This is a genomic window from Bacillus sp. FSL P2-0069 (assembly GCF_038593315.1).
In the GTDB taxonomy this organism is placed as follows: domain Bacteria; phylum Bacillota; class Bacilli; order Bacillales; family Bacillaceae; genus Bacillus; species Bacillus safensis.
Genome location: NZ_CP151984.1, coordinates 1,350,722 through 1,370,755, shown reverse-complemented (window position 1 = coordinate 1,370,755; position 20,034 = coordinate 1,350,722). Strand labels below are relative to the sequence as shown.

21 protein-coding genes are annotated in these 20,034 nt (G+C 41.2%); 7 read left to right on the top strand and 14 right to left on the bottom strand.

Going from position 1 to position 20,034, the window contains the following annotated elements; genetic code table 11:
* Window positions 1-114 precede the first annotated feature (114 nt).
* Window positions 115-303: a hypothetical protein gene (locus tag NSQ34_RS06960; RefSeq protein ID WP_024424761.1), complete on the bottom strand. Its 189-nt coding sequence runs from the start codon at window positions 301-303 to the stop codon at window positions 115-117.
* Window positions 304-590: 287 nt separating this feature from the next.
* Between NSQ34_RS06960 and NSQ34_RS06955 the strand changes: the two genes are divergently transcribed.
* Window positions 591-1,226: a DUF1054 domain-containing protein gene (locus tag NSQ34_RS06955; protein ID WP_176967458.1), complete on the top strand. Its 636-nt coding sequence runs from the start codon at window positions 591-593 to the stop codon at window positions 1,224-1,226.
* 27 nt (window positions 1,227-1,253) lie between these two features.
* Here the strand turns inward: NSQ34_RS06955 and NSQ34_RS06950 are convergent, their stop codons facing one another.
* A complete protein-coding gene (locus NSQ34_RS06950; RefSeq protein WP_034281639.1) occupies window positions 1,254-1,523 on the bottom strand; it encodes a UPF0223 family protein in 270 nt (89 codons plus the stop codon).
* Window positions 1,524-1,713: 190 nt separating this feature from the next.
* On the opposite strand from NSQ34_RS06950, the gene NSQ34_RS06945 reads away from it, so the two are divergent.
* Window positions 1,714-3,186: an aminotransferase class I/II-fold pyridoxal phosphate-dependent enzyme gene (locus NSQ34_RS06945; RefSeq protein WP_024424758.1), complete on the top strand. Its 1,473-nt coding sequence runs from the start codon at window positions 1,714-1,716 to the stop codon at window positions 3,184-3,186.
* Window positions 3,187-3,229: 43 nt separating this feature from the next.
* On the opposite strand, the gene NSQ34_RS06940 is transcribed toward NSQ34_RS06945, so the two are convergent.
* Window positions 3,230-3,349, bottom strand: coding sequence for a GapA-binding peptide SR1P (locus NSQ34_RS06940; protein WP_003212464.1), 120 nt, complete (start codon window positions 3,347-3,349; stop codon window positions 3,230-3,232).
* 298 nt (window positions 3,350-3,647) lie between these two features.
* Here NSQ34_RS06940 and NSQ34_RS06935 point away from each other — a divergent pair, with 298 nt between their 5' ends.
* The gene (locus tag NSQ34_RS06935; RefSeq protein WP_342501058.1) at window positions 3,648-4,046 is read left to right on the top strand and encodes a hypothetical protein; all 399 of its coding nucleotides are present in this window, start codon (window positions 3,648-3,650) and stop codon (window positions 4,044-4,046) included.
* A gap of 326 nt (window positions 4,047-4,372) precedes the next feature.
* Here the strand turns inward: NSQ34_RS06935 and lpdA are convergent, their stop codons facing one another.
* From lpdA to NSQ34_RS06910, 5 genes are all read right to left on the bottom strand, one after another.
* A complete protein-coding gene (gene lpdA, locus NSQ34_RS06930; protein ID WP_024426892.1) occupies window positions 4,373-5,785 on the bottom strand; it encodes a dihydrolipoyl dehydrogenase in 1,413 nt (470 codons plus the stop codon).
* Between the two features lie 4 nt (window positions 5,786-5,789).
* Entirely contained in the window at window positions 5,790-7,130 is a 1,341-nt protein-coding gene (locus NSQ34_RS06925) for a dihydrolipoamide acetyltransferase family protein (RefSeq protein ID WP_024426891.1), read from the bottom strand.
* Window positions 7,131-7,237: 107 nt separating this feature from the next.
* On the bottom strand, window positions 7,238-8,215 hold the full coding sequence (pdhB, locus tag NSQ34_RS06920; RefSeq protein WP_012009824.1) for a pyruvate dehydrogenase complex E1 component subunit beta: 978 nt from the start codon (window positions 8,213-8,215) through the stop codon (window positions 7,238-7,240).
* Window positions 8,216-8,218: 3 nt separating this feature from the next.
* Window positions 8,219-9,334 (bottom strand): pyruvate dehydrogenase (acetyl-transferring) E1 component subunit alpha, encoded by a 1,116-nt coding sequence (pdhA, locus tag NSQ34_RS06915; protein ID WP_024424754.1) that lies wholly within the window; start codon window positions 9,332-9,334, stop codon window positions 8,219-8,221.
* Window positions 9,335-9,743: 409 nt separating this feature from the next.
* On the bottom strand, window positions 9,744-10,412 hold the full coding sequence (locus NSQ34_RS06910; protein WP_098676858.1) for a YkyA family protein: 669 nt from the start codon (window positions 10,410-10,412) through the stop codon (window positions 9,744-9,746).
* Window positions 10,413-10,644: 232 nt separating this feature from the next.
* Between NSQ34_RS06910 and NSQ34_RS06905 the strand changes: the two genes are divergently transcribed.
* Both NSQ34_RS06905 and def read left to right on the top strand, forming a co-directional pair.
* Window positions 10,645-10,839 (top strand): YjcZ family sporulation protein, encoded by a 195-nt coding sequence (locus NSQ34_RS06905; RefSeq protein WP_141545650.1) that lies wholly within the window; start codon window positions 10,645-10,647, stop codon window positions 10,837-10,839.
* Window positions 10,840-10,950: 111 nt separating this feature from the next.
* Window positions 10,951-11,508 carry a peptide deformylase gene (gene def, locus NSQ34_RS06900; protein ID WP_024424751.1) on the top strand — a complete coding sequence of 186 codons (558 nt, stop codon included), beginning with the start codon at window positions 10,951-10,953 and terminating at the stop codon, window positions 11,506-11,508.
* 39 nt (window positions 11,509-11,547) lie between these two features.
* Here the strand turns inward: def and NSQ34_RS06895 are convergent, their stop codons facing one another.
* Window positions 11,548-12,327, bottom strand: a complete 780-nt coding sequence (locus NSQ34_RS06895) for a Cof-type HAD-IIB family hydrolase (RefSeq protein ID WP_081124342.1) — start codon at window positions 12,325-12,327, stop codon at window positions 11,548-11,550.
* 397 nt (window positions 12,328-12,724) lie between these two features.
* Here NSQ34_RS06895 and NSQ34_RS06890 point away from each other — a divergent pair, with 397 nt between their 5' ends.
* Together NSQ34_RS06890 and rnjA are read left to right on the top strand one after the other, a co-directional pair.
* Window positions 12,725-12,934 (top strand): DNA-directed RNA polymerase subunit epsilon, encoded by a 210-nt coding sequence (locus NSQ34_RS06890; protein ID WP_008345114.1) that lies wholly within the window; start codon window positions 12,725-12,727, stop codon window positions 12,932-12,934.
* Window positions 12,935-12,939: 5 nt separating this feature from the next.
* Window positions 12,940-14,607, top strand: coding sequence for a ribonuclease J1 (gene rnjA, locus NSQ34_RS06885; RefSeq protein WP_012009818.1), 1,668 nt, complete (start codon window positions 12,940-12,942; stop codon window positions 14,605-14,607).
* Between the two features lie 92 nt (window positions 14,608-14,699).
* On the opposite strand, the gene ade is transcribed toward rnjA, so the two are convergent.
* From ade to NSQ34_RS06860, 5 genes are all read right to left on the bottom strand, one after another.
* On the bottom strand, window positions 14,700-16,430 hold the full coding sequence (gene ade / locus NSQ34_RS06880) for an adenine deaminase (protein ID WP_264316087.1): 1,731 nt from the start codon (window positions 16,428-16,430) through the stop codon (window positions 14,700-14,702).
* Between the two features lie 262 nt (window positions 16,431-16,692).
* The gene (locus tag NSQ34_RS06875) at window positions 16,693-17,361 is read right to left on the bottom strand and encodes a TrkA family potassium uptake protein (protein WP_008345123.1); all 669 of its coding nucleotides are present in this window, start codon (window positions 17,359-17,361) and stop codon (window positions 16,693-16,695) included.
* A 37-nt stretch (window positions 17,362-17,398) separates the two neighbouring features.
* A complete protein-coding gene (locus NSQ34_RS06870; protein ID WP_070325777.1) occupies window positions 17,399-18,235 on the bottom strand; it encodes a gamma-glutamylcyclotransferase family protein in 837 nt (278 codons plus the stop codon).
* Between the two features lie 4 nt (window positions 18,236-18,239).
* Window positions 18,240-19,550, bottom strand: a complete 1,311-nt coding sequence (locus tag NSQ34_RS06865) for an ATP-binding protein (RefSeq protein ID WP_046310821.1) — start codon at window positions 19,548-19,550, stop codon at window positions 18,240-18,242.
* Between the two features lie 145 nt (window positions 19,551-19,695).
* The gene (locus tag NSQ34_RS06860) at window positions 19,696-19,974 is read right to left on the bottom strand and encodes an AbrB/MazE/SpoVT family DNA-binding domain-containing protein (RefSeq protein WP_024424746.1); all 279 of its coding nucleotides are present in this window, start codon (window positions 19,972-19,974) and stop codon (window positions 19,696-19,698) included.
* Window positions 19,975-20,034 lie beyond the last annotated feature (60 nt).

The window sequence follows — 20,034 nt, the reverse complement described above, 5'->3', positions numbered from 1 at the left end:
CTATGTAGGACCTATTTGTAATAGCATACTGATATTATGTACGTAAAAGCAAGAAAAAAGCAGCTTCATACAAAAACGAACCGATGAATTGGTTCGTTTTTACCTCACCCTGTTTTACCCTTGAAGCTGCTCCCATTCTTTTCTTAGGCGCTCAAGCTTTCGTTTGCTGCGTTCGATTTGGATGTCATCTTTTTGTTCGATGGCTTCATGAAGCGTAGAAAGCTCATAATCAACCTCTAATCTCCACACAGCGATGCGATTTTTCTTCTCCTGTCTATAGCCCTGCTTCACGATTTGCTTCATTGGTCAACGCCCCTTCCAGAGAATGATTCATTCCTTGTCAGTTTTCATTGATAAAAAATTCAATCGATAAGAGAAATGGTTCTTGCTTATATCGTATGAAGCGATCGCATAACCGCAACGACATTCTGAAAATTGTGTCTTTACCTATTAATGATGTACCACATAATGAAAGGTTTTAAACGCTGCACCACGCCCTTTACAATCTTTTATCTGACGGTGCATCTTTTTTTGAGCTTGACCCAAGCTATGATAAAATATGATCAGCGAAAAGATACAGGAGGCATAACATGAGTGAAATGCGTTTTAGAGATGAAGATTTTGAAACATTCACAGTTGATGGTTTAGATGAACGAATGACTGTATTAAAAGAAAGAGTCCGTCCAAAGCTTGAGGCACTTGGCGAACATTTTGCACCACTTCTTTCTTCTATTACAGGAGACGAAATGTTTGTACACGTCGCAAAGCATGCTAGAAGATCTGTCAACCCGCCAAATGATACTTGGGTTGCTTTTGCAAACAGTAAGCGCGGATATAAAAAGCTCCCTCATTTTCAAGTTGGGCTTTGGAAAACACATGTCTTTGTCTGGTTTGCGCTCATTTATGAATCTCCAGTGAAAGGTGAGTACGGCCAGCTATTTGAAAAAGAGCTAGACACCATCCAGCAGAAAATACCGCAAGATTTTGTTTGGTCTAAAGATCATATGAAACCAGATGTCATGCGGCACAGCGAACTAGATTCCGAACAGCTGAAAACGCTTTTTGAACGTGTTCAAACAGTCAAGAAAGCCGAGCTTCTATGCGGCATCCAGCTGCCTAGAGAGGAAGTCGTTCAAATGAATAATGAAGAATTCCTATCGAAAATCGAAAATGCCTTCCGCACGCTGACGTATCTATACCGCTTCACACAAAAAGAATCTGTATAAAAAAACGAGCCCTTATAGGCTCGTTTTTTACATGCGTATAACGGCTGTCTCTTCTGCCTCTCTTGCGGTTTTCACTGCACGATAAGGGGAATACCCGCTTCCCTTTTCAAAAGCCGCACAATGCGTTTTTTCCTCTGCTTTTGATGGCACAACCTCTTTAAATCGTTTATAAGCATCTAATAACTCCTGCTTCGCAATTCCTTTTTCATAGGCTTTTTCAACAGCCTGAAAAAATGAAATGACCGCAATTTTTTCCTCTGTCGTCCAGTCGACATCCATTGGATATTGATATTCCATTTACTTGTCCCTCACTTTAACACTCATTTCTCATTTGAACTTTTATTATAGCATCTGTTTGATCAGAAACCGATTGATTTTATGCTTTACATTCCGATCAGTTCATAATATAATTCTTTTGTTTTATGCAATGAAATCTGCTGTAATTGGCACAATAATAGCAGGTATTTCGATGAAGGTGGGAAAGCAATTGTCACAACATGATACACCCTTATATACTGGACTAAAAAAACACGCAGCAACCAATCCAGTCCAATTTCACATTCCAGGCCATAAAAAAGGAGCCGGAATGGATCCTGAATTTAGAGCATTCATTGGCGACAATGCATTAAGCATTGACCTCATTAATATAGAACCTCTCGATGATTTACATTCACCTCGAGGGATGATAAAAGAAGCACAGGAGCTTGCTGCTGAAGCCTTCGGTGCTGATCATACGTTTTTCTCCATTCAAGGCACAAGCGGCGCTATCATGACAATGGTGATGACGGTATGCGGGCCTGGAGATAAAATTATCGTTCCGCGTAATGTCCATAAATCAATTATGTCCGCGATTGTATTTTCTGGCGCAGTTCCTGTTTTTATTCACCCAGAAATAGACAAAGAACTTGGCATCTCTCACGGTATTACACCTGAATCAGCCAAAAAGGCGCTCATTGAGCATCCAGATGCGAAAGGTTTGCTTGTCATTAATCCAACGTATTTTGGTATTTCAGCAGACTTAAAATCAATCGTAGACATTGCCCATTCATTTGATGTGCCTGTCCTTGTCGATGAAGCACACGGTGTGCATATACATTTTCACGATGAGCTTCCCCTCTCTGCGATGCAGGCAGGTGCCGACATGGCAGCAACAAGTGTCCATAAACTCGGCGGCTCTCTTACGCAGAGCTCTATTTTAAATATGAAGGAAGGGCTTGTTTCAAAAGACCGAGTGCAATCGATTTTGAGTATGCTGACGACAACGTCCACTTCTTATTTGCTCTTAGCGTCACTTGATGTCGCTCGAAAACGATTAGCCACTGAAGGAAAGGCACTAGCTCAAGAAGCCATTCGTTTGGCTGAATCAGCGAGAGACCGTTTGAATCAAATTGAAGGCATTACCTGCATTGGCAAGGAAGTACTCGGTTCAGCTTCCACTTACGATTATGACCCAACGAAATTAATTATCTCCATTAAAGACCTTGGGTTAAACGGACATGATGTCGAAAAATGGCTGAGAGAAAGCTATCGAATTGAAGTAGAGCTCTCTGACCTTTACAACATTTTATGTATCGTTACCCCTGGCGATTCAGATGAGACAATTGATACGCTCGTGACGGCGATGCAGGAAATTGCCGCAGCCTCTACTCGTGAGAGCGGCAAACAAGCAGTAACGGAAGTGCTGCTGCCTGAGATCCCATCGCTTGCTATGACGCCGCGTGACGCCTTTTACGCTACAACGGAAGTCGTTCCATTTAAGGAAGCAGTCGGCCGCATTATCGCAGAGTTTGTGATGGTGTATCCGCCAGGTATTCCGATTTTTATACCAGGTGAAATTATCACAGAAGAAAATATATCGTATATCTTTAAAAATATTGAAATTGGTCTCCCTGTCCAAGGACCTGAAGATTCAACGCTTGAAATGATCCGTGTGATTAAGGAACAAAAACCAATTTTATAAAAAAGAAACATGCAGCCCCAAATGGAGCTGCATGCTTTTTTATTTATTCAGAGGCTTCATCACAGCAATGACAGTGACCACACGTTCCGTATAGCGTTGTCACTTTTTCATTTTCAAATTGATCAATGGTTTCATTGCAATCTTGACAAATAATTGTACCCACGTACATTCCCCTTTTCTTCATTCATAGTTTGAAAGCGTTTGATCTATTTCTTATTTCTATAATATGATGTCACATTTAAGTTGTCAACGGTTAATTGTATGACACATTTAATCATTTTTTATAAATATGTGCTTTTTTCTTATCATATTGAGGGAACGTTTCAATTGTATTTTGCTTCATATCAATTCTGTAACAATTGAGTAACAATCGAAAATTGTCAAAAGGGACATGATACACTAGAGTGACTAACAGGGAACAAGCTCCTAAAAATGTTGGGACAACCCCAAATGATTTTGAGGTGAATAGATTGAATTTTATCAGGACACTTCTCATTATATTCCCCATGCTCTTTGTACTTAGTTCATGCTCATTTGCGTATATCATACCGAATCAGACCGACCAAGTCCGTCATATTCAAAAACCGAGAATTCTCTTTTTTACTGATGCAGAAAACCTTGATAAAGAAAGCCCTTATTATGATGCAGTCCTCGATTTAAAAAATGAATACCCTAAGGAAATGTCAAAAATGATTGTGAAAGAAGATCGTAAAGGGTGGAAAAATGAAGTTGATGAACTGCCGGCTATTTTACTTGTCAATGATGAAAAAGTGATCGTGAAGGTGGAAGGAAATGTCCGCAGTAAACAAGAGATCTTATCGCCTTTATGTCATGCTTTAGACCGCGTCAATACAAACTAATGATATTTACCTTGCATTTATATATATCCATATGAAAAAACCCCTCACCTCATGAGGGGTTTCAAATTGTTGACAAAGGGCTAAAATGATCTTTATTTTAGCTCTTTGTCTTTTTTTCAGCGTGATAGAAAACCTTTGAAATCTAGGAAGGACGGCTACTTTTGCGGAGCGAATTTGACATTCGTGAGCACCAGCGCGCAGGACTGACAAAGAACGCGAGGGTTTGTCTACACGCTGAAACCCCTCACCTCATGAGGGGTTTTTCATAGGGTGTTCAGGGCGCCAAAAAAACCCTCTCCATCAAGGAGAGGGTTTCATAGGTTTCATTATTTTACGATGTGGATTGGGCTTCCGATTGCTACTTCAGCCGTTTCCATTGTAATTTCACCTAATGTTGGGTGAGCGTGAATTGTCATAGCGATATCTTCAGCAGTCACTCCAGCTTCGATTGCAAGGCTAAGCTCTGAAATCATATCAGAAGCGCCAACACCTGCGATTTGAGCACCGATAACTAGACCATCCTCTTTACGAGTGATCATTTTCATGAAGCCATCAGTTGCATCAAGAGAAAGTGCACGTCCGTTCGCTGCGAATGGGAATTTCGCTGCAACGATTTCGATTCCTTCTGCTTTTGCTTCTGCTTCAGTGTATCCAACAGTTGCAAGTTCTGGCTCAGAGAATACAACAGCAGGAATACCAAGGTAATCAATTTCAGCTGGCTCTCCAGCGATTGCTTCAGCTGCAATTTTACCTTCGTAAGAAGCTTTGTGAGCAAGTGGTGGTCCATCAACGATGTCACCAATTGCATAGATGTTAGATACGCTTGTACGGCATTGTTTGTCTGTTTTGACAACTCCGCGGTCAGTCAATTCAACACCAACTTGCTCAAGACCAAGCTCATCCGTGTTTGGACGACGACCAACAGTCACAAGTACGTAATCAGCATCAACTGTTTTTTCTTCACCTTTTACTTCGAACGTAACAGTGACACCATCAGATTTTTCTTCAACGCCTTTTGCAAGAGCGTTTGTATGGATTTCAACGTTTCCTTTTTTCTTCAGGTTACGTTTAACCAATGAGCTCATTTGCTTTTCGAAACCTGGAAGGATTTCGTCTCCACCTTCAAGGATCACAACTTCTGTTCCAAAGTTTGCATAAGCAGTACCAAGCTCAGTACCGATGTATCCACCACCGATAACAACTAACTTTTTAGGTACTTCTTTAAGCGCTAAAGCACCAGTTGAGTTGATCACGCGGTCTGTGTATTTAAAAGTAGGCAATTCAATAGGACGAGATCCAGTTGCAAGAATTGCATTTTTGAACGTGTAAGTCTGTGCTGAATTATCATCCATTACACGTACAGAGTTGCTGTCTACGAAATAAGCTTCACCTTTGACGATGTCTACTTTATTTCCTTTAAGAAGACCTTGAACTCCACCTGTTAACTTATTAACAACAGAAGCTTTCCACTCTTGAACTTTTGTGAAATCAACTGTTACGTTTTCAGCTTTGATACCCATGTCTTCAGAATGCTTAGCATTTTCAAAACGATGGCCAGCATTGATTAATGCTTTTGAAGGGATACAGCCAACGTTTAGACATACACCGCCAAGTGTTCCTTTTTCAACGATTGTTACTTTTTGTCCAAGCTGTGCAGCACGAATAGCAGCTACATATCCACCAGGACCTGCACCGATGACAAGAGTATCTGTTTCGATTGGGAAATCTCCTACTACCATGACATTACGCCTCCATTAAAATTAATTGTGGATCATTCAATAAACGCTTGATGTGGTTAAGGGCATTTTGCGCAGTAGCTCCGTCAATCATACGGTGGTCAAAGCTTAGGGAAAGAGCTAAGACAGGAGCTGCAACGATTTCGCCATCACGAACAACCGCTTTTTCAGCGATACGTCCAATACCAAGGATCGCTACTTCTGGGTGGTTGATGACTGGAGTAAACCATTGTCCACCAGCAGAACCGATGTTTGTGATTGTGCAAGATGCACCTTTCATTTCAGCTGGAGCCAATTTACCATCACGTGCTTTTGTTGCAAGCTCATTGATTTCGTTAGAAACTTCGAAAATCGCTTTGCGATCTGCATTTTTCACAACTGGAACTAGCAAGCCTTTTTCAGTGTCAGCTGCAATTCCGATGTTGTAGTAATGCTTTTGAACAACTTCATCCGTTTTATCATCGATAGAAGTGTTAAGTACTGGGTACTTTTTCAAAGCAGAAGTTAGAGCTTTTACAACGTAAGGCAAGTAAGTTAACTTGATTCCTTGATCAGCTGCAACTTGTTTGAATTGTTTACGATGTGCAACAAGGTTTGTTACATCAACTTCATCCATTAATGTTACGTGAGGAGCTGTATGCTTAGAGTTCACCATTGCTTTTGCGATTGCTTTGCGGATTCCGCTCATTTTCTCGCGAGTTTCTGGGAATTCTCCTTCAAGAACTGGAGCTGCTGCCGCTTTAGGAGCTGCTTCTTCTTTCGCACTTTCAGCTGCTTGAGGTGCTGCTTCTTGAGCTGCAGAACCACCATTAACGAAGCTGTCGATATCTTCTTTTAACACACGGCCGTTTTTACCAGAACCTGCAACTTTGTAAATTTCAACGCCTTTTTCACGAGCATATTTACGTACAGATGGCATAGCGATCACGCGTTTGTTTGGATCAGCGTCTACTTGCTCTTGTGCGCCTGCACCAGTTGCTGCTGCCGCTTCTTCTTGTGCTACTTCTTTCTTCTCTGGCTCGTTACCAGCTTCAGCAGTACCTTGTACTTGAGCTTCAGTTTTTGCTTCGCCTTCTTCTTCGCTGCCTTTAAATTGAAGATTTTCGTAACCAGGTGCATCAAACGTAATGATTGTTTGTCCTACAGTTGCAACTGTTCCCTCTTCAACTTTTAATTCTAATACTTTTCCTTTAACAGGTGAAGGAATTTCTACAACTGCTTTATCATTTTGTACCTCTGCTAAAACGTCATCTTCATTGATTTCGTCGTTTGGTTTAACAAACCACTTAACGATCTCACCTTCGTGGATACCTTCTCCGATGTCCGGAAGTTTAAATTCAAATGCCACTGTTTTTCGCCTCCTAGATTTTGTTGAACCCTTGTTGTGTATATTTACACGGTCATGTAATTGATAAAGGGGAAGAGAAATAAATTCTTTTCCCCTCTGTCATTTAATTAAAATTCAAGAACTTTCTTCGCTGTTTCAAGTACATCTTTATGGTTTGGAAGCCATACGCTCTCAGCTTGAGAGAAAGCAAATACAGTATCAGGTGCAGCGACACGAAGTACTGGTGCTTCCAAGCTAAGGATCGCTCTGTCATTGATTTCAGCTACTACGTTTGCAGCAATACCAGCTTGTTTTTGTGCTTCTTGAACAACGATCGCACGGCCTGTTTTTTCAACAGAAGCGATGATTGTTTCAATATCAAGCGGGCTTACTGTACGAAGGTCGATAACCTCAGCAGAAACGCCTTCTTTTTCTAGCTCTTCAGCAGCTTTTAGTGATTCGTGAACCATTGCACCGTAAGTGATGATTGAAAGGTCAGAACCTTCACGTTTCACGTCAGCTTTACCGATTTCAATTGTGTACTCTTCTTCAGGAACTTCCTGACGGAAAGAACGATAAAGTTTCATATGCTCAAGGAACACTACAGGATCGTTGTCACGAATTGCAGAAATTAAAAGTCCTTTTGCATCGTAAGGTGTTGAAGGAATAACAACCTTGATACCAGGCTGTTGTGCGATAAGTCCTTCTAAGCTGTCAGCGTGAAGCTCAGGTGTGTGAACTCCCCCGCCGAATGGAGAACGGATTGTCACTGGAGAATGCCAGCGTCCGCCAGAACGGTAACGCATACGAGCCATTTGTCCAGAAACAGAATCTAATACTTCGTAAACGAATCCGAAGAATTGAATTTCCATTACCGGGCGGAATTCTTGTAGTCCAAGGCCAATAGCAAGACCGCCAATACCAGATTCAGCAAGTGGAGTATCGAATACACGATCCTCACCAAACTCTTTTTGCAATCCTTCAGTCGCACGGAATACGCCGCCGTTTTTACCAACGTCTTCTCCGAAAACGAGAACGTTTTCGTCATTTTTCAGTTCTGTGCGTAACGCATCAGTGATCGCTTGAATCATTGTCATTTGCGCCATGGCTTACTTCGACTCCTTCTGTTTGTAAATTTCAAGCTGTTCAACTAAGTTGAATGGTTTTACATCGTACATGTTTTCAATCAAGTCAGTGACTTTTTGCTTAGGCTGTTCGTCAGCTTCTTTGATCGCTTGTTTGATTTGTTCTTTTGCATCTTCGATCACTTTATTCTCTTCTTCTTCAGACCATAGGCCTTTGTTTTCCAAGAATTTGCGGTAGCGTACCAATGGATCTTTTTGCTCCCACTCGTTTTCATCTTCTTTTGTACGATATCTTGTTGGATCGTCACCAGCCATTGTATGTGGGCCGTAACGGAATGTAAGAGTTTCGATTAATGTTGGACCTTCACCATTTACAGCGCGCTCACGAGCTTCAGCAGTTGCTGCATAAACAGCTAATGCATCCATCCCGTCAACTTGTACGCCTACGATACCAGCTGCAGCTGCTTTTTGTGCAATTGTTTGTGCAGCAGACTGCTTTTCAACAGGTGTAGAGATCGCATATCTGTTGTTTTGGACAACAAAAATCGCTGGCGCTTTGTAAGCCCCTGCAAAGTTAATACCTTCGTAGAAATCACCTTGTGAAGCTCCACCGTCACCAGTGTAAGTGATTGCAACAGCTTTTTTACCGCGCTTTTTCAAACCAAGAGCTACACCAGCAGCTTGAATGATTTGAGCACCGATAATGATTTGCGGTGAAAGTGCATTCACATCTTCAGGCATTTGGTTACCAACAAAGTGTCCGCGAGAGAACAAGAATGCTTTTGTTAGCGGAAGACCATGCCAGATTAATTGTGGTACATCACGATATCCTGGAAGAATGAAATCTTCTTTCTCAAGTGCAAAGTGAGTTGCAAGCTGAGAAGCCTCTTGTCCAGCTGTTGGCGCATAGAAGCCAAGACGTCCTTGACGGTTCAATGAAATTGAACGTTGATCTAATACTCGTGTAAACACCATACGGCGCATTAATTCTTTTAATTGGTCATCTGAAAGATCCGGCATTGCCGCTTCGTTTACGACTTCGCCTTTTTCGTTTAAAATTTGAAACGTTTCAAACTGCTTTTTGATGGCATCAAATTGCTTTTTGCTATCAACAATTGCTTTTTTTGTTTTTGCAGCCATTCTAAAGTCACCTCTTCCTTTCTTTTAACAGTCCATTTGTCGTGAATCCATTTATACATACAGATATAGGATAACCCAAAATACTCATATGACTCCTGTATATAATAGCCACTAAGATCGTTGTCGAAACATTGGTTGATCACTCGTTTTTGAGTCCTTATAACTGTATTAACGATAGTTCACAAAAAACTAATACAACTTCTGTTAACAAGGAATAGTTTACAACAAGAAAAATAGTCCGTCAATTGATTTAACGGCTTTATTTAAATAAATGTATTCGCTTTACTTTTTATGGTGAACTGTATCAATCTGTTTAACAAACAACCTAATCTGTACTAGTATAGAGTGTACTACTGTACTACAATAGAAAATGTTTGTTTTTGTCGAAAAATAAAAAAAGAGCTGTTTTTCAGCTCTTTTTCGACTCTTGATCTGCTGCTTTATACAAAGCCGTTTTATGATCATTCAATTGATCTGTATATCGATTGAACTTCTTACTTTCTTTTCTGACTTTGCTATATGAACGATTCACGGTCTTCAGCTTTGACTTCAGCTCTTCATATCCTAGATCCTTTTTCTTTAAAGATTGATACAAAAGCTGATCTTGTTTCAGCGCCTTTTGATACTCCTTGTAAAGCTGATCATATGACGCATATCGTTTCTCGATTGATTTGACCGTTTGATCTGCTTTCTCTTTTAACTCCGCATCTTGCAATCGAGCAGCAGATTCCTTTACTGTTTTCAATTCTTTTTTCGATTCATCCATACTGACTTTTTCTGTTTTTAAATGTTCTTCTCTTTGTGCTGCCGATGCTAACGCCTGATCAGAAAGGCTTGCCACTGTTTTTGTATGGTCCTTTGTTGTTTGAATCATTTTTTTATACAGCTTCTGCTCTTTTTCCTCATAGCTTTGCAGTGTACCTTGCTCTTTTTCGAAGGATGCTTCTTTTTCACTCATTTTCGTCATCGCGTCCTGCATATCATTGAACGGATTTTGACCTCCGCACCCTGTCAGCAAAAGGGTACATATCCCCGCTAAAGCAGCACCTGCTTTCATGCTTTTTTTCATCTGTCTCATCACAAGGCCCCCTTTACATCTCCACATACCACTATAATTTTTATAGACGTTGGTGACAAGGAAAGAGGTCAGTCAGATGAGGCGGAGAAGATTTTTTTCAAGCAATAGGCGCATGACTATACAAATAGTGCATTCATACATAGTTTATATTACACGCTTCGCCTTCACTTATGAGAGGCCAAGTGTATTTCCAAAGGAGGTCAAAAGTATGTCTAATTATAGTCATGGAAGTATGTATGGTGGATACGGCGGTTACGGGTATGGATTCGGTGGCGGATATGGCGGCGGCTGTTGTTACCCAAGTTATGGCGGTGGATACGGATGCGGATACGGCGGCGGACGTACATTCGCTTTAATCGTTGTGCTTTTCATCCTATTAATTATCGTTGGCGCAGCATTCTTAGGCGGCGGCGGTGGCTGCTGCTAAGGCTGTTTAAGCCTCTGACCGGTCTCACAGGACCGGTCTTCTTTATTTCATTGCATATGTTGTGTATCATTTTATATACTTTACATACAAAGGAAATAGGAGTGAAGTTTTGTGATTACCATGGATGATATCGTAAGGGACGGACATCCCGTCTTAAGACAAACAGCTGAAGCGGTCGAGCTCCCGCCGACAGAAGAGGAAAAACAGCAATTAGCTGACATGATCGAATTCGTCAAAAACAGTCAGGATGCTGACATTGCTGAAAAATACGGACTAAGACCCGGCGTTGGATTGGCAGCTCCGCAAATCAATATTAGTAAACGCATGATCGCTGTTCACTGTGAGGATGAAGACGGAGAAGAATACAGCTATGCTCTGTTCAACCCGCGTATTGTCAGCCATTCAGTCAAAAGAGCTTATTTAGCGACTGGTGAAGGCTGCTTATCAGTTGATGAAGCCATCCCTGGATTTGTTCCTCGATATCAAAAAATCAGGGTCAAGGCCACTACGCTTGAAGGAGAGGACATTGATATCCGTCTAAAAGGGTTCCCCGCTATTGTTTTTCAGCATGAAATTGACCATTTAAATGGCATTATGTTTTATGATCATATTCAAAAGGATCAGCCGTTCGCTGAGCCAGAAAACTCTGTTGCGATCGGCAGATCATAACATAAAAAAGAAGACCCGCGATCTAAGGGTCTTCTTTTTTTATTCTTTAATGAGGCCAAGCTGGGTCACTGCATGGAATATGCCGTCCTCATCTACCGGCTTTGTCACAAAATCAGCCAATGCTTTCAGTTCACTCACAGCATTTCCCATCGCCACGCCTGTTCCAGCAAACGAAATCATTTCTCTATCATTCAATCCGTCTCCAAAGGCAATGGTATCCTTTTGATCGTAAGGAAGTCTTTCGATGACTCGTTTGATTCCTTCAGCTTTTGATCCGCCTTTTGGCAGAACGTCCGTTGACAGCTCATGCCATCTGACAAGGTCAATTTCTTCGCGGAATGCCTTATACTCCACTTCCTCTTCTGCCTTACAAAATAACAGCATTTGAAAAATGTCGTTTTCTTTAAAGAAAGATACATCGTGCTCAGGATGCTCTGTTTTCAAAGTACCGATTCCTTCATGGATAAACGGATGATTCGGCACAGACGCCTTCATCGTTTCTTCTCCCATAAAAACGAGCGGATGATCATGACGATCCGCTGTCTCATAAATCCGCTCCATCAGCTCCTGCTTCAGCGGATTGCCGTAAATAACGTCTCCCTCATACATGACATACTGACCGTTATAAGCAATGAATGAGTCAAGCCCTAATTCTTCTAAAATGGGCCGGATCAGAAAAGGAGAACGCCCAGATGCAATAAAGAGATGATGACCTTTTTCTTTTAATAAATGAACCGCTCGCTTCGTTGACTCAGGTATATTTTTATCATGGTCATATAAAGTACCGTCGATATCAAAGAAGATGACTTTTTTATTCATATCTCGCCCTCCTGCTCTTCGTTATGTATACACACTCCCTTTCATCATACAGAAAGATTTCAGCTTTCGAAACCAATTCCTTTTGAAAGCGCCTATTTCCCACATATAACCATGTAACATTCAATAGAAACATCATATAATACAAGTATATAGAGAGACCGGAACACACTGGTTAAGCTTACTTCAACCCGAAAGGAGGCGGCATGTGATGCTTCGTCGTCTGCGTAAGAAAATTCGAAGACAATGGAAGGACATGCTTCGCAAAAAATCAATTGCTTAAAAGGATCTTCCGCACATTTGCCGAAGGTCCTTTTTTCTCAGAGACTTTTCTTATGCGCGTTTTTTTAATATAATAGAATAAGCGAGTGTAACATACGGTATTTAAGGAGAGATTTGGATGATATATAAGGTATTTTTTCAGGCAAGTACTACTGAGGTACCTGTAAGAGAACACACAGATTCACTATACGTTGAAGCGGTTTCTGAAAGAGACGTACGCGATAAGTTGAAAAAACATAACTACAACATTGAATTCATTCAGCCTGTAGACGGTGCTTTTTTAGACTATGAACGAGAAAGTGAAAATTTTAAAGTATTGGAGCTATGAGAGGAATGAAATTTGTTAAAAACGATCAGGCGGCAGTTTTTGCGCTCGGCGGTTTAGGCGAGATCGGTAAAAACACGTATGGCGTTCAATTTCAAGATGAAATCATTTTAATTGATGCAGGCATTAAGTTTCCTGAAGACGAGCTTCTTGGAATTGACTACGTCATCCCTGACTATACGTACTTAGTTAAAAACGAAGATAAAATCAAAGGTCTTTTCATCACTCATGGACATGAAGACCACATCGGCGGTATCCCTTACCTTCTTAAGCAAGTGAATATTCCAGTTTACGGCGGCAAACTCGCAATCGGCCTACTTCGTAATAAATTGGAAGAGCATGGTCTCTTGAGACAAACAAAACTTCACATTTTTGAAGAAGAAGATACCATTAAATTTAGAAAAACAGCTGTGTCTTTCTTTAGAACGACACACAGTATTCCAGATTCTTATGGAATTGTCGTGAAGACACCTCCTGGTAACATCGTACATACAGGTGATTTCAAGTTTGACTTTACTCCTGTTGGCGAGCCTGCCAATTTAACCAAAATGGCTGAGATCGGAAAAGAAGGCGTTCTTTGTCTTTTATCTGATAGTACAAACAGTGAAATCCCAGAATTTACGATGTCTGAAAGACGCGTAGGTGAAAGCATTGATGACATCTTTAGAAAAGTCGATGGACGCATCATCTTTGCCACGTTTGCTTCAAACATTCACAGACTTCAGCAAGTGATTGAGTCTGCTGTTGCCAACGGCAGAAAAGTCGCTGTATTTGGACGCAGTATGGAGTCTGCTATTGATATTGGACAAGATCTTGGCTATATTAAATGTCCAAAAAACACGTTTATTGAACATAATGAAATCAACCGCCTTCCGGCAAACAAAGTGACCATTCTTTGTACTGGGAGCCAGGGTGAACCGATGGCAGCTCTTTCTCGTATTGCGAACGGTACTCACCGCCAGATTTCCATTAACCCTGGTGACACTGTTGTCTTCTCATCTTCACCGATCCCAGGTAACAATATTAGTGTAAGCCGCACCATTAACCAGCTTTATCGTGCCGGCGCTGAGGTCATTCATGGCTCGCTTAATAATATTCATACATCTGGTCACGGCGGACAAGAAGAACAAAAACTCATGCTCCGTTTAATTAAACCAAAATTCTTTATGCCGATTCACGGTGAATACCGCATGCAAAAAACGCATATCAAACTTGCGAATGATTGCGGCATCCCTGAGGAAAACTGCTTTATCATGGATAACGGTGAAGTTCTTGCACTGAAAGGTGACGAAGCAAGTGTCGCTGGCAAAATCCCATCAGGCAACGTGTATATCGACGGAAGCGGTATTGGCGATATCGGAAACATCGTTTTAAGAGACCGCCGCATTCTTTCTGAAGAAGGCCTTGTTATTGTGGTCGTCAGCATGGACATGAAAGAATTCAAAATCTCTGCTGGTCCTGATTTGATCTCAAGAGGTTTTGTCTACATGAGAGAATCTGGAGACCTGATCAACGATGCACAGGATTTAATTTCGAAGCATCTTGAAAAAGTAATGGAACGTAAGACAACTCAGTGGTCTGAAATTAAGAACGAAATTACTGACACCCTTGCACCTTTCCTTTATGAAAAAACAAGACGCCGTCCAATGATCTTACCGATTATTATGGAAGTGTAATCACAAAAAGAGACACAAGCCGCTTGGCTGTGTCTCTTTTTTTCACTGTTCATTGAAAAAACCGCATATATACATATGCGGTTTCTCTCTTTTTATGATTGAATTGGGAGATGCTGAAAGCTTCTGACATCAAACAAACCCTTTGTCGTCATTTTCACATCAGGAATGACTGGGAGTGCCAAAAAGGACAGCGTCAAAAACGGGTTAAAGTCTAAAATAAAACCTGTTTCTTTTAACGCTTCATGGAGTGCATGAAGGCTTTCATTTACAAGATGTGCCGGCTGATCTGAAAGTAAACCAGAGATCGGTAATGGCAGTGTATGAAGAGTCTGGCCCTCTTTGACAACAGTCAAACCGCCGCCTGCTTCTTTTAACGCGTCAATGGCTTTCACGATATCAGCATCATTTGTGCCAACCGCAATTAAATTGTGAGAATCATGTGCAACCGTTGTTGCAATTGCGCCCTTTTCTAATCCAAAGCCGCTGACAATCCCTATCCCCATTTCAGATAAGCCTTGATGGCGTTCGACAAGCACCATTTTTAATACATCTCTTTCTGTATCACTAGTGAATTGTCCGTTCGTTTCTGAAGGAGAGATTTGTTCTAATTTTGTTTCTAGCTGATTTGGAATAATGCGGATGACATTCATTTTTTGATGAGCTGTGATAGGCAGAGCCAGATCTTGCTCTTGAACGTCTATAGCATGAACAGATTGTAATAAGGCTGGACTCGGTGCAATTTTTTCGACACCTGGCTTGTACTCTCCATGCTGCGCCACTAATTCTCCAGCAATAAATACGCTGGTAATGTCTACTTGATGAAGATCAGAGACGAGCATAAAATCAGCATCAAAGCCTGGCGCAATGGCTCCCTTTGTTTTGAGGCCAAAACACTCTGCTGCGTTTAAACTTCCCATTTGATACGCTAAAAATGGGTCTAACCCTTCTTTTATAGACATGCGTACTTGTTCATCAATACTTCCTTCAGCCATTAAATCATCTAAATGTTTATCATCGGTACAAAAGAAAAAGCGTCTTGCATTCTTTTCATTCACAGCTGGTAAAACGCTTTTCACGTTTTTGGCAACAGAGCCTTCTCTCAGCATGACATACATGCCTCTCTTTACACGTGCAAGGGCTTCTTCGGCTGTTGTCACCTCGTGATCTGTTTGGACATTCGCTGTGCGGTAAACGTTTATTAATCGGTCTGTTAAGCCTGCTAGATGGCCATCAATCAATTTATTCTCGTTTTGAGCATCAAGCAGCTTTTGAAGCATATCTTCTTCTGCCTGCTCCACACCGACGTAATCCATCACCTCAGCAAGACCAAGAACCTCTTTCTCTTGATACAAAGGCTTTAAATCTTTCGCTTTTAAAACAGCACCTGATCGTTCAAAACTGACTGCCGGTACGCAGGATGGCAGCATGAAATAAATATTTAAGGCAGCTTTTCTCGCTTCTTCCAGCATAAAACGGATGCCTGTGACCCCTGACACATTGGCAATTTCATGCGGGTCTGTTACGACAGTTGTCACACCGCGCGGGACGACAGCTTTGGAGAATTCAGCAGGGGTAACCATAGAGGACTCGATATGAACGTGGCCATCAATAAAACCGGGTACAAGCATTTGACCTGCTGCATCCAGCTCCTGTTCTCCCTCGTACTCTCCAATCCCTACTATTTGTCCATTTTCAACAGCGACATCAGCGTCTATCCATTCCTGGTTAAACACGTCCATAACTTTCGCATGTTTAATCACTAGGGCTGCTTTTTTTCTCTTTGCAGCTACCTCAATTTGATGTCTGAAAAGCTCCTTATCCAACGACACTGCCTCCTCCAAGTAAACAATATAATGTTTCTTATCGTAAACGAATCTGTTTGCCCAGTCAATGACATTTAGAGAAAATCACCCAGATAAAAAGACTGATTTTTATTTCTGAATAGTGATAATTGCATGAAAAATATGATGAATGACTTTAGCTGTTTATGCAGAACAAAACAGCCCTTTTAAATGTCTTCTTCCCTCTTCACTGTCCACCTCATGTGTACACAATCATATTAAAAAACACCCCGCCTAGGAGTGTTTAATAATCGTTCTGCATTTCTCGTTTTTCAAAACGTCCGATATCGGCAACTGCCCCAATGACAATCAGAATATCTTCTTTTTGAATCATTTCATCTGCGAGCGGTGAAACAATCACTTCTTTTCCACGCTTAATCGCCACAATATTAATGCCATATCTCGCTCTAATATCGAGATCTAAAAGAGAATGCCCTGCAAGCCTGCTGTTGGCAACGATTTCAATGAGGCTGTACTCATCTGACAGCTCAAGATAATCTAATACGTTATTGGAGATGATTTTATGTGCAATTCGTCTGCCCATGTCCCGCTCTGGATGAACGATGCGATCAGCTCCAATTTTATTTAACACCTTTTCGTGGTAATCGTTTTGCGCTTTTACTGTGACCATTTTAACGCCAAGCTCTTTCAGCATAATCGTCGTTAAAATACTGGCCTGAATGTTTTCACCAATCGCAACGATGACATGATCAAAATTGCGAATGCCGAGATTTTTTAAAACAGATTCGTCCGTCGAATCACCAATGACCGCATGTGACGCAATTTTCGCGTATTCGTTCACTCGATCTTCATTCATATCCATGGCCATGACTTCAAGTCCTTCTTCGCTGAGCGCCTTACAAATACTTCCGCCAAAGCGTCCAAGACCAATGACTGCATATTCCTTTTTCATGTTCAGACTCCTTTTATCTCACTTACCATGCATTTTACTACGGTTTGATTAATGAATCCATATGCGAGCGAATTTTTTTGCGGAATGCTTCACTTAAGTAAAGATCTGCTCCTTTTTCAATTTCACTGCGGTAATGACCTGGCGGAGCAATTTCTTCGCTCTTTTGAAGAACAAGAAAGGTTAAACAGTCTTCATATATTTGATCACCTATTTTGACATCGACAAAAGCTGGACGATATGTGCCCTCATAGACGCCTTCTCGTTTGTACAAATATCGAATGGCATCAAAAGGAACCTCATATAAAACACCCTCTGTTTCTCCGCCGTCTTCTACCATATCGGCTCTTGATCCATCAGGCCTTACCAATGTAAATCTAGTTGTAAAGCCGTTCAGAGCACCGCCGCCGATGATTTGTTTAAAATAATGATCAACTTCTGCCAGTTTAAATCTTGCATCATCCATACAGGAGCCATAGGCAAAATAATAGAAGGATGCCGGCTGCTGCTGCCACATTCTATATTCCTTCCAGCAGCCGCTCTCGATCTCCTTCAGCGATGATGCCTTCTGCTTTGGTAAAGTGTATGTAACAGCCGCCACCGGCCCTTTGTCTGTCATGACATCGACCACCTGCTTGTCATACCCTTCCTCAAGCAAATCTATCTTATTCAGCGTGCTTGCGGTTACCTCGTACAATTCTCCATATACTGTGCTTTTCTCTTTTAGAACGCACGCAGGGTATCCTTGACCTGTATCATAGATTCTGCCGCTGATCCAAGCTGATTTAGCTAATGGCCTGCTTTCTTTCATATACGTCTCGTGGTGCTCTTCATGCTGCAGAAGCGTCCCATATACAAATAAAGCTTTCTCCTTCATGAAATCACGTCCTCTCGCCTTGCTGGTGTCTGCTTTTTTGCCACACAGGTAAATAGATATGAAAAGCTGTACCTTTTCCCAGCTCACTGACCACATCCATCCTACCGTGATGATCTTTTAAAATCGCTGCACAGATGGTGAGGCCAAGTCCCGTCCCTTCTGTTTTTGTGGAGAAGAAAGGATCATATATTTTCTGAATATCCTCTTCAGACATCCCTTTTCCTTCATCTTGAATGGTAATTTTCCATTCGTTCATCACTTTTTCTGTTGATATGTATATACTGCCGCCTTCAGGCATTGCCTCAATGGCATTTTTGATTAAATTAATGAACAGCTGCTTCATTTGGTTAGCGTCTGCTAATATAGCGCCGGCATCCTGCTTTTTAAATGGCTGTTTGAGATCAATATTCGAAAGGACTGCATTGGTTTTTAGCAATGTAATCACCTGTTCTAACAGTCCATGAAGCTGAACTTCTTGAAAATGGACCGACTGCGGCTTTGCCAGCACCAGCAGCTCACTTAAAACAAAATCAATCCGTTTAATTTCAGAAAAGATAATGTCAAAATAATCGGTTCTTTCAGGATATTGTGTTTTCATCAGCTGCAAAAAGCCATTTACTGAGGTCAGCGGATTTCTGACTTCATGGGCGATTCCAGCGGCTATTTGTCCTGCAACGGCCAGCTTTTGCGCCTGCATTTGCACTTGTTGATTTGATTTTTCAAGCTCAAGCTTTGCCAGCTTTTGTTTTGTAATATCTGCAACTGTTCCAATACCTCCAGTAAACTGGTGCTCCTCATCAAAGTAGAGCTTATAATGAACGTCTCCCCATACTTTCTTTCCCTCTTTATGAAGAAGCTGCAGCTCGATCCGCCCTGAATCTTTATGCTCTTTGATGACAGATGACAAATGCTGAATAACTCTTTCTTCTTGATCAAAGTACTGATTGTACATCGTACCTAGACATTCATCTATGTCATAGCCGGTCATTTGTTTCCATGCTTGATTTAAGAAAATGATGTGCCCTTTTTCATCTGTTTCAAAGACAATTTCTTGCAAGTTATCTGTAATTCGGTTCAGCCGCTCTGTCAGTTCGTGTGCTTCTTTTTCTCTCTTATTTAGATCTGACACAAGTAAATTCAAGCGGTCTACATATCCTGAGACAACCCAGATCCCTGCTAACACAACGACTGTAAAGGCTAGATCGAGCGGCCAATTAATTTGATAGCCGCCTACATAATAAAAGAAATCCCAGCTTATGATTAAGATAAATGCAAGAACAGATAACACGATCCGCACTTGATATGTTTTGTTCAAATGATTCCACCTGCCGCCCTGAGATTCTTTGTCAATTGTACCATTTTCCACTTATTTTTTGAGGGAGATGGGGCATTTTTAAGGAACTTTTTTAAAGAAAAAATAGCCTGTTCTCAGCACAAAGGAAGAGAGCAGGCTATTTTGATTACTTCTGAAGAGCTTCTTGCAGTTCTTTTAACAGCAGTTCTGCGCCTTCAGCGCTTAATGTAATTTGACCATTTCCATATTCATGGTTCTCTGATGTAATCTCACCAGTCATGAGACAAACGCCCTCTGGCTGATATTTTTTCAAGACGATTTTATCTCCATCTATAAAAAATTCCATACTGTCTTTAATAGCGATATCAAGTGCTCTTCTCAATTCGATTGGCATCACAATACGCCCTAGTTCGTCTACTTTTCTTACGACTCCGATAGATTTCAATTTCGTTCCCTCTTTCTTTCATTAGCTCAAGATCAATCTGTTTTTCACCAATTGATATAT

Excerpts from the sequence above, each read along its gene's own strand:
- NSQ34_RS06870 (WP_070325777.1), bottom strand. The coding sequence starts at position 18,235 with ATGAAGGAGAAAGCTTTATTTGTATATGGGACGCTTCTGCAGCATGAA.
- NSQ34_RS06890 (WP_008345114.1), top strand. The coding sequence starts at position 12,725 with ATGATATATAAGGTATTTTTTCAGGCAAGTACTACTGAGGTACCTGTA.
- NSQ34_RS06955 (WP_176967458.1), top strand. The coding sequence starts at position 591 with ATGAGTGAAATGCGTTTTAGAGATGAAGATTTTGAAACATTCACAGTT.
- NSQ34_RS06875 (WP_008345123.1), bottom strand. The coding sequence starts at position 17,361 with ATGAAAAAGGAATATGCAGTCATTGGTCTTGGACGCTTTGGCGGAAGT.
- NSQ34_RS06910 (WP_098676858.1), bottom strand. The coding sequence starts at position 10,412 with ATGAGACAGATGAAAAAAAGCATGAAAGCAGGTGCTGCTTTAGCGGGG.
- NSQ34_RS06905 (WP_141545650.1), top strand. The coding sequence starts at position 10,645 with ATGTATGGTGGATACGGCGGTTACGGGTATGGATTCGGTGGCGGATAT.
- NSQ34_RS06960 (WP_024424761.1), bottom strand. The coding sequence starts at position 303 with ATGAAGCAAATCGTGAAGCAGGGCTATAGACAGGAGAAGAAAAATCGC.
- rnjA (WP_012009818.1), top strand. The coding sequence starts at position 12,940 with ATGAAATTTGTTAAAAACGATCAGGCGGCAGTTTTTGCGCTCGGCGGT.
- NSQ34_RS06895 (WP_081124342.1), bottom strand. The coding sequence starts at position 12,327 with ATGAATAAAAAAGTCATCTTCTTTGATATCGACGGTACTTTATATGAC.
- pdhB (WP_012009824.1), bottom strand. The coding sequence starts at position 8,215 with ATGGCGCAAATGACAATGATTCAAGCGATCACTGATGCGTTACGCACA.
- pdhA (WP_024424754.1), bottom strand. The coding sequence starts at position 9,334 with ATGGCTGCAAAAACAAAAAAAGCAATTGTTGATAGCAAAAAGCAATTT.
- NSQ34_RS06950 (WP_034281639.1), bottom strand. The coding sequence starts at position 1,523 with ATGGAATATCAATATCCAATGGATGTCGACTGGACGACAGAGGAAAAA.
- lpdA (WP_024426892.1), bottom strand. The coding sequence starts at position 5,785 with ATGGTAGTAGGAGATTTCCCAATCGAAACAGATACTCTTGTCATCGGT.